The 15,560-nt window shown below is 57.5% G+C and carries 14 protein-coding genes and 1 pseudogene; 13 read left to right on the forward strand and 2 right to left on the reverse strand.

Features of this window, described 5'->3' with window-relative positions; genetic code table 11:
• From KGZ89_08715 to KGZ89_08725, 3 genes are all read left to right on the forward strand, one after another.
• The coding region (locus tag KGZ89_08715; GenBank protein ID MBS3974932.1) for a cell wall-binding repeat-containing protein at window positions 1–1,523 on the forward strand (1,523 nt) is incomplete at its 5' end.
• A gap of 53 nt (window positions 1,524–1,576) precedes the next feature.
• Window positions 1,577–1,747, forward strand: coding sequence for a hypothetical protein (locus KGZ89_08720; protein MBS3974933.1), 171 nt, complete (start codon window positions 1,577–1,579; stop codon window positions 1,745–1,747).
• Window positions 1,744–2,586 (forward strand): metallophosphoesterase, encoded by an 843-nt coding sequence (locus KGZ89_08725; protein ID MBS3974934.1) that lies wholly within the window; start codon window positions 1,744–1,746, stop codon window positions 2,584–2,586. Before KGZ89_08720 ends, KGZ89_08725 begins: the two co-directional genes overlap by 4 nt.
• A gap of 118 nt (window positions 2,587–2,704) precedes the next feature.
• Here KGZ89_08725 and KGZ89_08730 read toward each other — a convergent pair whose 3' ends face one another.
• Window positions 2,705–3,913 carry an inner membrane CreD family protein gene (locus KGZ89_08730; protein ID MBS3974935.1) on the reverse strand — a complete coding sequence of 403 codons (1,209 nt, stop codon included), beginning with the start codon at window positions 3,911–3,913 and terminating at the stop codon, window positions 2,705–2,707.
• Window positions 3,914–4,117: 204 nt separating this feature from the next.
• Between KGZ89_08730 and KGZ89_08735 the strand changes: the two genes are divergently transcribed.
• From KGZ89_08735 to KGZ89_08780, 10 genes and pseudogenes are all read left to right on the forward strand, one after another.
• On the forward strand, window positions 4,118–5,047 hold the full coding sequence (locus KGZ89_08735) for an ABC transporter ATP-binding protein (GenBank protein ID MBS3974936.1): 930 nt from the start codon (window positions 4,118–4,120) through the stop codon (window positions 5,045–5,047).
• On the forward strand, window positions 5,044–5,856 hold the full coding sequence (locus tag KGZ89_08740) for an ABC transporter permease (GenBank protein ID MBS3974937.1): 813 nt from the start codon (window positions 5,044–5,046) through the stop codon (window positions 5,854–5,856). The genes KGZ89_08735 and KGZ89_08740 overlap by 4 nt, the downstream gene beginning before the upstream one ends.
• 30 nt (window positions 5,857–5,886) lie before the next feature.
• Window positions 5,887–6,504 (forward strand): cation transporter, encoded by a 618-nt coding sequence (locus KGZ89_08745; GenBank protein ID MBS3974938.1) that lies wholly within the window; start codon window positions 5,887–5,889, stop codon window positions 6,502–6,504.
• A 182-nt stretch (window positions 6,505–6,686) separates the two neighbouring features.
• Complete coding sequence (locus KGZ89_08750) at window positions 6,687–8,000, forward strand: glycosyltransferase (protein MBS3974939.1); 1,314 nt, start codon at window positions 6,687–6,689, stop codon at window positions 7,998–8,000.
• Window positions 7,997–9,244, forward strand: coding sequence for a glycosyltransferase (locus tag KGZ89_08755; GenBank protein ID MBS3974940.1), 1,248 nt, complete (start codon window positions 7,997–7,999; stop codon window positions 9,242–9,244). The genes KGZ89_08750 and KGZ89_08755 overlap by 4 nt, the downstream gene beginning before the upstream one ends.
• A gap of 46 nt (window positions 9,245–9,290) precedes the next feature.
• Window positions 9,291–10,328 (forward strand): EpsG family protein, encoded by a 1,038-nt coding sequence (locus tag KGZ89_08760; GenBank protein ID MBS3974941.1) that lies wholly within the window; start codon window positions 9,291–9,293, stop codon window positions 10,326–10,328.
• A gap of 437 nt (window positions 10,329–10,765) precedes the next feature.
• Window positions 10,766–12,268 carry an oligosaccharide flippase family protein gene (locus tag KGZ89_08765; protein ID MBS3974942.1) on the forward strand — a complete coding sequence of 501 codons (1,503 nt, stop codon included), beginning with the start codon at window positions 10,766–10,768 and terminating at the stop codon, window positions 12,266–12,268.
• A gap of 136 nt (window positions 12,269–12,404) precedes the next feature.
• On the forward strand, window positions 12,405–13,640 hold the full coding sequence (locus KGZ89_08770) for a glycosyltransferase family 4 protein (protein MBS3974943.1): 1,236 nt from the start codon (window positions 12,405–12,407) through the stop codon (window positions 13,638–13,640).
• Window positions 13,641–14,098: 458 nt separating this feature from the next.
• Entirely contained in the window at window positions 14,099–14,566 is a 468-nt protein-coding gene (locus KGZ89_08775) for a mobile mystery protein A (GenBank protein MBS3974944.1), read from the forward strand.
• Window positions 14,566–15,182: pseudogene (locus KGZ89_08780) on the forward strand (mobile mystery protein B). Before KGZ89_08775 ends, KGZ89_08780 begins: the two are co-directional and overlap by 1 nt.
• 6 nt (window positions 15,183–15,188) lie before the next feature.
• Here KGZ89_08780 and KGZ89_08785 read toward each other — a convergent pair.
• On the reverse strand, window positions 15,189–15,560 hold a 372-nt coding region (locus KGZ89_08785), incomplete at its 5' end, for an FtsX-like permease family protein (protein MBS3974945.1).

Below are 15,560 nucleotides of genomic sequence, written 5' to 3' on the forward strand. Positions count from 1 at the left end.
ATTTCGACTCCACCACGGAGGCGTTCGAGTTCGACGGCGTGACCCCTGTGGTGCGCGACATCGCGCTCACGCCGATGCCGCCATCTGTCACCGGCACGGTCACCGACGCTGTGACCGGCTTGCCCCTCGAGGGGGCATTTGTCGAGGCCGAACAACGTCTTGAGGATGGGACCTGGCACTGGGTGGACTGGGCGCAGACCGGCGCTGACGGCACCTACGCTCTCTATCTTCCCGACGCTGGCACCTACCGAGTCACCGCTAGTGCGCTTTCCCACATCCCTTCCACCACGGAGTCTCTCGAGTTCGACGGCGTGACCCCTGTGGTGCGCGACATCGCGCTCGAGCGTCTCACCTACACTCTTACCTACATAGCAGGCGAGGGCGGCACCATATCGGGAGCCCCCACACAAACAGTCACGCACGGCTCTAGTGGCACTACTGTCACGGCCGTCCCTAGCGCAGGCTTTAGGTTCGTCCAGTGGTCAGATGGGCTTACGACCGCCACCCGCACCGACACTGACGTCATCGCAAACGTGAGTGTGACAGCTCAGTTTGAGCAGATACCACCGCCTTCTATCCCCGTAGAAGGCCGCACGCGCTTTGACACCGCAGTGGACGCGTCTGTTGAAGCCTACCCTGACGGTCTAAACCCCTTGGGCGCTCGCACCGTCGTCATCGCTACCGGACGTGACTTCCCCGACGCGCTCGGCGGCACAGCGCTTGCCGGCGCACTCGACGGACCGGTGCTCCTTGTAGAGCCGACAAGCATCCCTGCCGCTGTGATGGCCGAGATCAGGCGCCTTGGTGCTGCGAGAGCCATCATTCTCGGCGGCACTGGCGCGGTTGGCCCGGGTGTGGAAAGCACGCTAAGGACCGAGCTTGGCGCAGGTAATGTCTCTCGCATCAGGGGCGACGACCGCTATGCGACGGCAGATGCTGTTGCAGCTGAAGTAAGAAAGCTCCTCGGGGCGAACTATGACGGCCGCGTATTCGTGGCGACCGGCGGCAACTTCCCCGATGCGCTCGCCGCAGCCCCGCTCGCCGCAGCCAACAAGTGGCCGATCTACCTTGCGCATCCACGCACGGGACTCTCGGCTGCCACCAGAGCCGCGATGAACGGTGTGACCGACGTCGTGATCTTAGGCGGCACCGGTGTGGTGTCCTTGGCAACAGAAAACTACCTGGATGGTCGTTTCGGTGCCAACCGCGTGGAACGACTCCATGGGAGGGACCGCTACAAGACGGCTGTGGCCATTTCGAGCTGGGCGGTCGCAAACGCAGGGCACACGTGGAACCGCGTTGGCATCACCAATAGCCGCAACTTCCCTGACGCTCTTGCCGGAGGCGTGCTGCAAGGCAAGGCTGGCAGCGTCATGCTGCTCACGCCTTCTGCCTCACTAAACCCCGACACGAAAGCAGCGCTTGAGGCCAACAGAGCCGCGATCGACACGGTGACCTTCTTTGGAGGCGCTGGTGCAGTAAGCCCCGCTGTGCGCGCCGAGGTACTGCGGGCGCTCGAGTAGGCACGACCCCGCTAGGCAGCCGTGTTGGCTGCCGAAGTGAAAACGAGGATCCTGTGCGGACAGATCCGGGCAATGTGTCTCGGGTGCTGAAGCTCCTGGAGCGCGAGGGCCTAGGGGGTGCGTTACGCACCGCCCTGCTCGGCCCGATGTCCATGACGCGTGCGGTATACTCGGGTTCGAAGCGCTCGTCGGCACTCAGCCGCGTGAAGGGTTCCTCGATATGATCACCCGTCGGCAGTTCGTGATAGGGTCGACCGCGGCAGTCGCCAGTGTCGCTGGAATCGGCGGCTACGCCTGGTTGATCGAACCCCACTGGCTCGACGTCGTGAGCCTGTCGATGCCTGTACGCAGCCTGCCGGCGGAGCTCGAGGGAGCCAGGCTCGTACACCTCTCCGATGTTCATGTCGGACAACACGTCTCGGACGACTACGTGCTTGAGACTTTCGGGACCGTCGCGAAGTTGGATCCCGACATCGTGGTGCTGACCGGCGACCTGACTGCGCACCACGCAGGTGTCGTCGAGCAAGCGGAACGGATCTACTCCCGACTCCCAAAAGGGAAGCTCGCCGCGCTGGCGGTTCTCGGCAATCACGACTACGGCGTCAACTGGTCGGATGTCGAGCACGCAGCGAGACTCTCGGCGAAGCTCGAATCCGTCGGCATACGCGTCCTTTCCAACGAAATCGCGTCCGTAGCCGGGCTCCAGGTGGTCGGGATGGACGATCTATGGGCCCGGCGCTTCGATCTCGCTGGCAGCCTTGCTGGACTGAACACCGATTCGGCCATGATCGCCCTGTCCCACAATCCCGACACTGTCGATCACGACGGTTGGGACGGCTTCGAGAGCTGGGTTCTGTCTGGCCACACTCATGGCGGGCAGGTGAGACTGCCTTTCATAAATCCTCCTCGGCTGCCTGTCCTGAACAAGTTGTACACTTCGGGCAAGTTCGATCTGGTCGGGAATCGGAAGCTCTACGTCAGCCGCGGCGTCGGGCATCTTGCCAATCAGACCAGATTCCTCGTCAGGCCGGAAGTGACCCTCTTCGAGCTGCGTTCTGCCTAACCCGCGCATCTCATCCGCGACTCGCCGCGAGGATAGGGTTCGCTGACTGCACGCTGCTCGCTGCATGCGAGCGTGTCGGATGCGCGCGCATACTGAGCTTCGATGTCCGGTTGCGCGTCTATCGCCCGAGCTTTGAAGGCCTCGACGCGGCCCGTTTCTCGGCACGCTCCATCGCACTGCGCTCGAACATCTCGGACCAGTCTATGTGCGCGGTGCGGAACATGAAGTATGCGAGCGTCAGGATCGCTCCGATTGTGATGGCGAGCCCCGTGTTGCCCTCGAAGAAGAAGCTGAAGCTGAACAGTACGAGGAACACAAACTGACCTACCGCAGCCTCGAGCAGCGTCCGACGGTCGGAGACCGCAAGGCGAAGGTAACTCACGCACAAAGCAACCGAGACGACCGAGGAGATCGCGAATGCAGTGAGCAGATCCATGCGGTCGACGAGATAGGCGAAGAGCAGGTGGAACGCGAAGAACCCGGCTGCGAGGAACGCGAAGTTGACGGGGTGGATGTTGACCCGGCGTATCGCGGTAACGAGCACCATCGCGGCGAAGTAGAAGATGAGCGAGACGGGCGCGAAGAACGATATCCGCGATGCGATTGGTCCGGGATTGAGCGGCTCGGGCATCGCGATGGCGATCGGACGGCCGCCTACGAGGCTGTCGTAGCGCCAAGTGAGTTCCCAGCCTTCATCGGTGGCCTGCCTGGAAGTCGGGGAGACACCGTCGGACGGGAAGTCGAAGTCATCGAAATCGGTGCGCATCACGAGCGAGAAATCATCAATGACCCCCACCCCATCGGTGGCCACGTAACGCCACTCGGCGAGCCCCTGGGTGCGATAGCCGGTCTCGACACGTACGGTGGTTTCGGCAGGCAGCGGGAAGCTCGCGATCGCTGCTCCTTCGCTGTAGCGAATGGGCACTGTCGTCCCGTCCACCGTGACGGCGAACCCGTCGTAGATACCGCTCGCGGTTGGGAACGGCAGCCTCATAGTGACCTGAGTGGTCTCACTGGATGCGTTGCGAACTCCATACACCGCAGTGAAGTCGACCAAGTACGTCGAGTACCACAGCAGTCCCCTGCGCCGCTGATCGAGGTCGAAGTCGGCCGTGATCGCACTCGACGCGATCGGTATCGGACTCCCATTCGCCGAGAAACTTGGCGCGGACTGGATCTGGGGCTCACCCCACAGCGAACCTACACTCTCCCATCCACTTCCGTCAGCCTGGTGCGTTCGCGCCTCGATCGATCCGCCGAGGAGGATCCATCCAAACGCCGCGACGACGAATATGACGAAGATTCCCACGAGCCTATGTACGCTCACAACGTCCCCTCTCTCACGGCGTCAGCCGTGCGCACGAACCGGGTCACCTGTTCACTGTACTCCACTCGAGGCGGTCGCAGGTTGCGGTCTGGGAACGTCCCGGAAACGATTTGGTGACCTGTACCTCCCTCCTGCGCACAGCTAGAATCAGGGTGGCGTATTGCCTGCACGCAGATTCCTATAGATACTATGTATAATGCGTGAATGATAAAACCTACGGAAAACTCAGTGATCGAAGTAAAAGACTTTCGCAAAACCTACGGCAATTACGTTGCCGTGGACGGCATCAGTTTCGACGTAAAACAAGGCGAAATATTTGGCTTACTTGGCCCCAATGGCGCTGGAAAGACCAGCACACTGGAATGTTTGGAAGGCCTGCGCGCTCCAAACGGTGGCTTGTTGCGGGTGGCAGGCTTAGACCCAGCAAGCGAGTTCCGCAAACTACGAAACCTGATCGGCGTGCAATTGCAATCGGCGGGATTACCAGAAAGCATCACGCCAGACGAAGCCATGAAATTCTTTTGCGCCTATCACAACGTGGCGCCCCGCTTTGATTTACTGGAACGATTCGGCCTGGTCGAGAAACGGAATACCCAGTTCTACGAACTCTCTGCCGGACAGCAACGTCGGCTGGTGTTAGCTTTGGCAGTTGCGCACAACCCCCAGGTGCTCTTTCTGGACGAACCTACCGCCGGATTGGATGTGGCCACCCGCGTTGAGCTGCATGGCATGATGCGAGAATTGCAAGGCGGCGGCACCACCATCATCCTTGCGACCCATGACATGGCCGAGGCGGAACAGATGTCAGATCGGGTGGCTATCCTGATGCAAGGCAAGATCATCACTATCGATACGCCAATGGAGATAACGGCTACCGGCGCGGGTCTGACCAAGATTTCTGTACGGACACAAGCCTCCAGTTTGTCTGCCGCTGGTGCCATCTTCCCGGCTGTCAGCCAGCGCACGGCAAAAGGTGAATACAGCATCTACTTTAGTTCCGATATCGGCTCTACGCTGTCAGCCATTATCGCCTATATCGATGCTCAAAGGGATGAGCTGATTGACTTGCGCGTGGAGCGGCCATCCCTTGAAGATCGTTTCCTTGAAATCACCAACGCTGGAGTTGCCCAATGAACGCTTTTATCCACCATTTTGTTTTTGAATTTCGAGCGGGTATCCGCAACAAGCAGCTGCTATTGATGAACTATTTATTCCCTTTGGGTTTTTATCTGATGATGGGGTTTATCATGGCCGAGATCAATCCGTTCTTCCTGGAGGGCATGATCCCGGCGATGGTCGTATTTGCCATTCTGGCGGCAACATTGTTAGGGATACCTGATCCACTGGTCAACGCCCGTGAAAACGGTGTTTTCCGTAGTTATAAGATCAACGGCATTCCTTCCATCTCGATCCTGGTCATTCCGGCTTTGACGACCATCCTGCATCTGGCGATCATGGCAGTGCTTATCACAGTCACTGCGCCTTTGTTCTTTCAAGCTCCATTGCCAGTAAACTGGCTCAACTATGTCTTGATCTTTGCAGCGATGGCATTTGCCTGCGCAGGGTTAAGCATCCTGATCGGAGTGGTTTCCCCTAGCTCACGCATGACGGTGCTATGGTCGCAGCTTGTCTTCGTCCCATCCGTGATATTGGGCGGTATGATGCTGCCATACAGCATGTTACCTGACGCTGCCGGGAAATTTGCACAGCTTTTACCCGCCACGCAAGCGATGAACGCCTTCAATGGATTGGCAATGGGAAAAGTGGCCGCATTTTCACCCTGGAGTTCGGTGTTCATGTTACTTACAAGCGGCATTTTGGCGTTTGGACTGGCCGTCTATCTCTTTAGTTGGGACAGCCGCAACACCGAGCGGCGTGGCCATCCCTCGCTGGCATTGCTGGTTTTATTGCCGTATATCATTGGGATATTCTTACTAGCGTAACGACTTGCAAAGACGCGCTTGGGAGTCCGCATGTGCTGCGCAGAGAGTGAGATCCAAGAGGCGGCCGAACTTGAACGCCGCACACTCATCGTGCTTCTCGGAATCAACGCGTCTATGTTTGTCATTGAGTTTCTGGCGGGATGGCTTGCGAACGCGGCTGGACTTATCGCCGACTCCCTAGACATGCTCGCCGACGCCTCTATTTACGCCATCGCGCTCTATGCGGTTGGGCGATCGGTGCGTCTGCAGGCGAGCGCGGCGGCCGCGAGCGGAGTCTTTCAGGTTGCGCTCGGCATAGGGGTACTCATCGATGTGACCCGTCGCTTCGTGTACGGAAGCGACCCCGTTGGTGCGCTGATGATCGGCTTCGGCGCGCTTGCGTTGGTGGCGAACGTGACCTGCCTCGCCTTGATCTCGAAGCACCGGAGCGGCGGCGTGCACATGAGAGCCTCGTGGATATTCTCGGCCAACGACGTGCTCGCCAACATCGGCGTCATCGTCTCGGGAGCGCTTGTGCTCTGGCTAGACTCGCCGCTGCCCGACCTCGCCATCGGCGTTGTGATCGCGATAGCGGTGATCCGTGGTGGCGTGAAGATCCTCGGCGAGGCTAGGGAAGGACTGGGGCGAACTGAGATCCCCAGGTCCTGAGGCCACGCTCGTCCTGCGCCTCTTAGGCATGCTTGAGGCCGAAGGAGAGGAGGTTGCGTGGCTGACCGCCATCACCTAGACTGGAGCCACCGCGGAGGGCAATTTAAAGAACTTTCGGGGCACGACCATGTTGGAGGTACTGGCTGGCACGATGCATCAGAGACTTCAGCTTGCGGGATCAAATGAATCGCCATTCTGATGATGAGGGGGTTCATCCACGCGTTCTGGTCATCAGCAACAACTGTTTCTCTTCGACTGGCTCCAACGGACGTACGCTCCAGGACTTGTTCTCTGGCTGGCCGATATCTAACTTGGCCCAGTTTTTCATCTGGCCAGAATCCCCAGATTCGCCAGTGTGCAATAAGTACTTCCTAGTGACAGATCGTGAGGCGCTAAAGTCGGTATGGAGCAGGTCGGCGCCGGTAGGAAGATCCATCGCTGTGGATAGTGGTGAGTCAGGAGTCAGTACGGCAGGTCAGAGTGGCCGCCGCATCAGGAAAACACCAACCACCTCGCTCGCGCGTCATGCGGTTTGGAGTCTGGGGTCCTGGAGGCACCGGGGCTTCATGTCATGGGTTGAGGCGTTCGATCCCCATGTCGTGTTTCTCCTGGCAGGAGACGCCCCCTTTCTTTTTGCTCTCGCACGTAGATTGTCGCTGACGCTAGGCATCCCGTTGGTCATCATGAGTAATGAGGACTACTACTTCAAGACACGGAACTACATGCCGGATTCCCAATCGAGCCTTCTGTCCCTGATGTTTCGGGCATTCATGCGGATTCTGAGGAGGCAGGCCCGGCTTGCCTTTGCAGTCGCCTCCATCGGAGTATTCAACAGTGACGGCCTGAGGCGAGTGCATGAAGATGCATACGGGGTCCAGGGTGTGACCGTGATGCCGCCAACAACCCTCAAGCCAGGAGTCGAGATTGGCAGGAGCCCGGACGTCACCTTTGCCTATCTCGGGAACCTCGGTCACGGCCGACACGTCTCGATCATCGAGGTAGGGGCGGCTCTGCAGCGACTCAATCCTGAACTCCACCTGGATGTTTATGGGCGGACGCTGAACGAGAATGTGCTTTCAGACCTGCAGAATTCGCCAGGGATTCGCTACAAGGGGGTCGTCCCATACGACGAAGTTGTGTCAATAATGCACCGCGCCCATGTGCTCGTTCATGCTGAGAGCTTTCTTGAGCGTCATCGCTCGCAGATCAAATATGCCTTCTCGACCAAATTGGCGGACTACATGGCTAGTGGCGCGTGTCCTCTCATCTACGCGCCTCCGGAGCTCTGGCTAACGCGATACCTCCGGGAGACAGGTGCCGCAGCGGTCGTTTCAGATCCCAATGATCTCGAGAGGACTCTCGATCGACTGATTTCAAGCGAGGCAGAGCGTTCACGATACGCCAAGCAGGCACTCATGGTCGCCGCCCGGAGCCACTCCTTTGAGGGCAACATCGATCGGTTTCAGGTGGTTCTCAGGGAGGTGGTGTCGGGGTGAAGGTGCTGCAGGTCAATTCAGTCTTCGGCAAGGGCAGCACCGGCAAGATAGTGCAAGACTTGCATCATGGACTTGAGGCTGCGGGCGTAGAATCCGTTGTTTACTTCGGGCGGGGCGAGAATGTCAATCGCCGTCAGTTGAGCAAGACTACTACGGAGTTCGAGGCGAAGTTGACCGCGTTGCAGGCGCGAGTGACGGGGATTCCATACGCTGGAGCTCCTATTGGCACGACGCGCTTGCTGAAAGCAATCGAGGCCGAGCGACCTGACGTGGTGCATCTGCAGTGCATCAACGGATACTTCGTGAACATCTACCGTCTCTTGAACCACCTGAAGCGAATAGGCATTCCGACGGTGTTGACCTTACACGCAGACTTCATGTTCACGGGAGGATGCGGAACCTCAGGTGAGTGCGAGCGATGGATGACCGGATGCGGTTCGTGTCCCAAGCTCCGCGAGGCCACGAAATCGTGGTTGTTCGACCGGACCGCCGAGGCTTGGACGAGGATGAATGCTGCACTTGAGGGCTTCGATAAGCTCGCAGTTGTATCGGTCTCACCTTGGTTGAAGACTCGAGCGGAGCAATCGCCGATGCTGCGTGACAAGAAGCATGCGGTAGTGATGAACGGTGTGGACGCCGAGGGGATCTTCTTTCCTCGCCCCATCGCTGACTTACGTTCGAAGTTGGGTATCGGAGACAAGAGGGTTGTTCTTCACGTTACATCGAGCTTCAGTAGCGGTTTGAAGGGCGGCAGTTATGTTCTTGAGCTCGCGCAAAGGCTGCGTGGCAAGGGAATCGTGCTGGTCGTAGTCGGGAATACGCCCGCCGGAGCAGACCTGGTTCCTGGCGATGTCCTGTATGCTGGTCGAGTTGATGACCAGGACGAATTGGCGCAATACTACTCGCTTGCGGATGTCACCCTACTGACCAGTTCCCGTGAGACGTTCTCAATGGTGGCTGCCGAGTCGCTTTCGTCTGGGACTCCAGTGGTAGGATTTGAGTCGGGCGGTCCTGAGTCAATTGCGCTTCCAGACTATAGCACCTTCGTACCATATGGAGATATCGATGCCCTTGAGGTTGTTGTGTTGAACCACGCAGCTCCCATGTCGCCAGATGAACATGCAGCGTTGCGTGCGGCAGCTGTCAAGACGTACTCGCGAGACAGGATGACAAGTGACTATCTCGAGCAATACCGGCAGTTTCTGGGGGATCTGCACGCGGTTGATTGCGCCGTTAAGGCATGAGCAAAGTGACTAGAGAGAACTTGCGTGAATCGAGGGAGCGGGGACGATGATCCCTTACTACGGCCTATTAGCCCTGATCGTCCTTCTCGGCCTGTTGCCGCATGGCGACCGTGATAGAAGGAATTTGATTGCAGCAACGGTTGGATCTGCGGCGATCATTATACTGCAGGGCTTGAGGCATCCGAGCGTCGGGGTCGACGTTGCAGCGTACATTCCCGCATATGAATTGGCAGGCACTCTCGATATTGCCGGCGGGGGGCGCCTGATGAACTTTGAACCAGGCTACTTGTACTTCTCGCAACTGTTTTCCGCACTCGGTGTGAGCGCACAGGTATATCTCGGGATTGTGGCGGCCGCTGTGATGGTGCCGATAGGCGCGACTATCCGCCGGTATTCGGTGGCCGCGTGGCTCAGTATACTCCTGTACGTTACCCTCGGCCTTTTCGTGTTCAGTTTCTCGGGATTGAGGCAAGCCATTGCTATAGGTATATGCTTCTTTGCCCTGAGATTTATCAAGGATAAGCGGCTTTTGTGGTTCGTGCTAGCGGTCCTGCTTGCAGCCACCTTCCACACTTCAGCGCTGGTGTTTCTCTTCGCGTACCCGCTCTACCATATGCCTAGGTTTGATGCTCGATGGATGGTGCTGGTGCTTAGCCTGTTCGGCGCAGTTTATTTGGTGCGCGAACCCCTCTATGCGTGGGCCCATCGCATCTATGGCGGGTTGTCTGGCGCACCAGAGCCGACCGGGGCCTTCGGTATGCTGCTTGGCATGATAGCCGTGTACGTGCTTGCCTACATGTTTGGCGGCCATGATGATCTAGCTACCCGTGGCTACAGTAACCTCTTACTTGGAGCGATCTTCTTCCAGACCTTTGCGGAGCAGTCTAACGTCGTGATGCGAGCGGGTTATTATTACTTCATCCCTGTGATTCTGCTGATTCCACTCGTGATCAGTCATCAAAGGGATCCTCGTGCGCGATTACTAGTGAACTATGTTGTGGTGGTGACGGCCGTACTGTTCTTTCACTGGAATACTGAGGGTGGCTACCTGGATGTCAGCCCTTACGTACCCTTCTGGCTGTAGAAGCATGGAGAAGGGCATGGGTACGGAGACTGCGCGGGTCGGTAAGGCTACCAGAAGGAATTGTTGCGGATACAGAGAGCCCTGTACGTCGGCTACTGCGATTTTCCTGAGAATGAGTCCGAGAACCGTGACTGGCGGCTTCGCCCGTGTGATTCGGCGTGGCATAACTTGGACGAGGGGTCCTGGTGAGCTACAGGCATCGACCACCGCAGCGCACCTGCGTGGCACGAGTATTGATTCGAGCACCGCCCTGCGACATAGGAATGCGAATGGTCCAGCGTGTCCGTCGGTGCAGGGAAGATATATGCGTCGGCCTGACGTCCCTGATACTGGCGCTGCCGCAGGAGTGCTCAAGGAGATTCTTGCGGTCAAGGGGTTCCAGTTGCACCATTTTATAGCGAAGATGCATTTGGGACGCGCTGCCGGGAGCTGTCAGAATGCGCGGTAAGCGCGCAGGCGTCGTTCTGGGGTACCTTGCCCTGTCCCTCCAGAACCTGCTGGCATTTTTTTTGACGCCCTTCATGCTGCGCATGTTTGGCGAGGGCGACTTTGGCGTCTACCGACTTGGCATGTCCGTGGCCTCATACTTTGCGCTTGCTGATTTAGGCCTGAGTAACGCTGTTGTTCGCTACGTGTCCGAGTACAGGGAAAAACAGGATAAGGCCCTCGAAGCCCGATTCCTCGCGCTTTCGGTTACGGTGAGCGCTGCCGCAGGGATAGTGTTGCTACTCTTCGGCACTGTAGTGTCCCGGTTTACGCCGCAGGTATTCGCTGGCTCCTTCTCTGCGGCCGAGATTGATCTGTTGCAGCGGCTACTCCCGCTACTTATAGCAAACGGAATATTGAATTTGCTCTTGAACCTGACAACAGGTGTCATGAAAGCCTACGGTGAGTTTGGACTTCTCAAGGTCTTTAATATTGCCAGAAACGTGGTCCGGGCTCTGGCGGTCGTCGCATTGCTGCTTCAGGGATATGGACCAGTCGCGGTTGTCGCGGCTGACGTGGTGCTTTCTGCTGTGATTCTAGCTGTCGGCTGCATGTATTGCTTCAGGAAGCTGCGCGTCAGCATCGATTTTCGCTCAGTCTCGAGGCCCTATGCTGCACAGATCCTCGGATACTCATCAGTCGTTTTTGTTGATGCACTTGCCTTCCAGTTGTTCAACTCTGCAAATGTGATCATCGTGGGAATCAAGATATCCAGCGCTGCCGTGGCCGTATATTCACTCGGCCTTCTGTTGTCCTCACTCTTTTTCGCGCTGTCGGTTGTGATCTCTGATGTCCTAATGCCGGATGTGGTTGGCCAGGTTACGCGGTCCGCAACAAACGCGCAATTGACTGACTATATGATTAAGATTGGCCGCATCAAGCTCCTTGTACTGGCGCTGCCTGTACTGGGTTTTGTTACGCTGGGGCAGAGTTTCGTCTCGCTCTGGGTTGGTCCGGAGCACCTTGAGGCATACATTATTGCGCTCATTGTGATTCTGCCATCCATGCTGGCAGGAATATCCGACGTCGGCCTGTATGTAATGTGGGCAAAGAACAAGCACAAGGTGAAGTCTGTAGTATCGCTGGCAGTGGCTATATTCAACATTTTGCTTAGCATAGTCTTGGTTGACCACTTTGGGATTGTGGGGGCCGCGATTGGGACTGCGGCAGCGTGGATTCTCGGATATGTCTTGTTTAACAACGTTTACTTTCACCGAGTTCTGGGGCTTGATATGATACGTTTCTTCAAGGAGGTTGTTCGCGGTAGCTGGGTTCCTGTTGGCTTGGCCACAGCGGCAGCTGCTGTTCTTGCGGATGGTGCTGCTGATTCCTGGGGTGCTCTCGTGGTTCGGATTGCCATCGTAGCCACAGTGTATGTGTTGGTTGCATGGAAGGTAGCCCTGAACAGGGAAGAAAAGGTTCTAGTAAGAAGCCTGTTTGGAATGCCTTCCTGAACGAGATTTGTTGGCCAGCAGCCGCGAATAGTCGAGTTTGTTCCAAATGGTTGCCCAAGGCTGATGTCAATTCAAGGCAACCGCTGCATGGTATCGTGACTAGGGTATTCGCTCAGCCCGGAAGGCAGCCAGCACATTGAGGATCGTCTACCTACATCAGTACTTCAACACAGCAAACATGGCCGGAGGGACGCGCTCTTTCGAGTTCGCTCGGCGCCTGGTAACGATGGGCCATTCGGTTGACATGATAACCACGGATCGATTCGGTGAGCGAACGACGAGTGGCTGGGTGGTTACGGAAGAGGATGGTATCCAGGTTCACTGGACCCACGTACCTTATTCCAACACGATGACTTATGGCGATCGCATGCGAGCATTCGGCCAGTACTCATTGCTTGCTGGCTCCCGCGCTGCCAGTGTTCGTCCGGAAGTTGTTTTCGCCAGTAGCACTCCCCTTACTATTGCTTTTCCGGGCGCATACACTGCGCGTCGTTGCCGCGTGCCGATGGTGCTAGAGGTTCGGGACCTGTGGCCGGAAGTCCCGATAGCGCTAGGAGCCCTCAGGACCCCATTGGAACGCGTAGCTGCACGATGGCTGGAGCGGTTCGCCTACAGGAATGCGGCTCGCGTGGTTGCGCTCTCGCCCGACATGAAAAGAGGGGTAACCGCGACAGGATACCCTGCTGAGAAGGTTTCTGTGATACCCAACGCCTGCGACATCGAGTTGTTCGCATCGGCAGAGATTGCTGGAGAGCAGCTGCGCATGTCGGAGTCGTGGATTGGGCAGAATCCGCTGATTGTCTACTGTGGGACAGTCGGTCTTGTAAACGGAGTTGAGTACCTTGTTCACGTCGCTGTGGAGATGCTGCGCCTAAACCCCGAGGTGAGGTTTCTTGTCGTGGGAGGCGGTCGATGCCTGAGTGATGTCAAGGCCCTGGCTGCTAAGCTCGGCGTGTTGGATAAGAATATGCGCTTTATGAGTGAGCTGCCCAAGAGTGATATTCCAGCGGTGTTGGGTGCGGCAACGTTAGCGATTTCTACTGTTATAGACCAACCGGTGCTTCATGCGAACTCGGCAAACAAGGTCTTTGATGCAATGGCGGCGAGCACGCCTGTGGTGATTAACCATGAGGGCTGGCTTGCTGATCTGTTTCGCGAGAACAGTGCGGGTCTGGTTGTGCCTGCTCGAGACTCTGCCCTAGCAGCCAGAAACATCGATGCCCTGTTGCGTGACCAAGATAGGCTGTCGAAGATGCGAGACTCCTCGTTCATGCTCGCTAGTACTCGCTTTTGCAGAGACTCGTTGGCGAGACAGCTTGAAGGCGTGCTTTTGGACGCCCTGGGAGAGAGCGAGAGCGGCACTAAGGGATGAAGCGAGTCTTCGGTATCGTTGTTACGGGAATCGCCACTGTAGTTTTTCGCATATACAAGTTCCGCACGAGGACCATCCGGGCATCACCGGCTGGGCGCAGGTCAATGGGTGCAATGCGCTATCATGGAACGAGCGACTGGCGTTAGACCTCGCGATCCCATAAAAGGTACTCCTCGACTCCATATCCGACGACGTGTTCGAGGGCTCCAGATTATGGGACGACTGCTGAGGGGGGCGGACGACGATGAACAGGAAGACATCGGCGGTGCTCGCCGTCGTTGGCGTGGCCATCCTCCTTTTGGCGAGTGTGGTCATTGTAAACATGCTGAACACGCCAGCTTCCATCGACGACCGGCGCCTGTGAAAACTAACAAGATTGACAGGTTATTACCTATTGAATAGAAGACACTCACAGGGTATAGTATTAAGCAATGCAGTGGTATGACAGGGAGAATCCTGTGAAAAGAACTGAACAGGCAAGACGTGCTCGCCGAATGCTTGACGCCAGACTCCGAAGGCTGCCCGCAGCCTCTGAGTTCGCGTCGCCCCGTGCCGGTTGGATTCGGGCGCTTCGTGACGCCCTTGGTATGTCTGCTGCGGAGCTCGGTAGGCGAATGGGCGTGAGTGGCGCTACGGTTAGCGAGATCGAGGCGAACGAGCGGGAGGGTGGAGTACGCTTGGCCACTCTCAGGCGTGCCGCCGAGGCGATGGACTGTACTCTCGTCTACGCACTGGTACCGCGCGAGAGTCTTGAGCAGACGGTACGGAGCAGGGCAGAGCAGATTCTGCTTGAGCAGGAGTGGTACGTTCATCAAACTATGCGGCTCGAAGACCAGGAGCCGGATGAGTCCAGTACGTCTCGGGAAAGGCACCTAGAGGAAATTGCTAACTCGCGTCACCTCTGGACCAAGAGGTGGAGCGAGTAATGATAGACGCTGACCCCATCTTCGTAGAACCGGAGGGCGCAACACCTCTCGGCCCCGATGAGATGGACGGCCTTATCCCTACGTGGGTTGCCACTCGAAACGATCTGAACACGGTCGAGCACGATAACATCACTGAGGCGATGGTATGGGCGATACGCAAGAAATGGACAGTCGATCTTCTGTTGTCATCTGATTCGATCTGCGACCTTCATCGTCGCATGTTCTGCGACGTCTGGAAGTGGGCAGGGACGCTGCGGCAGCGAGTCACGACGATCGGGGTGCCGCCCGCCCAGATATCAGTCCAGCTCCACAATCTGCTGGCCGACGTTCGTGCACAGGTAGACTCAGTGGACGTATACCCCTGGTCAGTCGATGAGATAGCAGTTCGTTTTCATCACAGGCTGGTCCTTATCCATCCGTTTCCGAACGGGAATGGACGGCACTCTCGGTTGGCGGCCGACCTACTGGCCGTTTCACTTGGCGAAAGGCGCTTCACGTGGGGGGGGGCGCGAATCTTGCTTCTACGGGCGAGACGCGGGCGGAGTACATGGGTGCTCTGCGCCGCGCTGACGTCTCTTTCGAATACGGCCCACTACTCGAGTTCGCGCGATCCTAACGGTCGCTACTGATATCTGAGCGCCTCGATGGGACTTAGACGCGCTGCTCGGCGGGCGGGGTAGAAGCCAAAGACCACACCTACGAACGCGCATATGCCCACCGCAAGCGCGACAGCGTCGAGCGACACAATCGGGACGATTGAGATGAGGGAGCCTGCCACACTCGAGATCGCCCAGCCCACTACGATCCCGATCACCCCGCCTAACAATGTCAGCACAACGGATTCGGTGAGGAACTGCGTTGCGATCACGCCCTCGTCAGCGCCGATAGCCTTCCTAAGCCCGATCTCACGCGTGCGCTCGGTCACGGTGGTGAGCATCATGTTCATGATGCCGATCCCTCCCACCAGCAGTGAGATGCCTGCGATAGCGGCGAG

The organism is Actinomycetota bacterium (genome assembly GCA_018334075.1).
Classification (GTDB): Bacteria; Actinomycetota; Coriobacteriia; order Anaerosomatales; family UBA912; genus JAGXSC01.

Bases quoted from the DNA above. Each gene is read 5' to 3' on its own strand.
- KGZ89_08735 (MBS3974936.1), top strand. From the start codon at position 4,118: ATGATAAAACCTACGGAAAACTCAGTGATCGAAGTAAAAGACTTTCGC.
- KGZ89_08725 (MBS3974934.1), top strand. From the start codon at position 1,744: ATGATCACCCGTCGGCAGTTCGTGATAGGGTCGACCGCGGCAGTCGCC.
- KGZ89_08760 (MBS3974941.1), top strand. From the start codon at position 9,291: ATGATCCCTTACTACGGCCTATTAGCCCTGATCGTCCTTCTCGGCCTG.
- KGZ89_08745 (MBS3974938.1), top strand. From the start codon at position 5,887: ATGTGCTGCGCAGAGAGTGAGATCCAAGAGGCGGCCGAACTTGAACGC.
- KGZ89_08765 (MBS3974942.1), top strand. From the start codon at position 10,766: ATGCGCGGTAAGCGCGCAGGCGTCGTTCTGGGGTACCTTGCCCTGTCC.
- KGZ89_08740 (MBS3974937.1), top strand. From the start codon at position 5,044: ATGAACGCTTTTATCCACCATTTTGTTTTTGAATTTCGAGCGGGTATC.
- KGZ89_08750 (MBS3974939.1), top strand. From the start codon at position 6,687: ATGAATCGCCATTCTGATGATGAGGGGGTTCATCCACGCGTTCTGGTC.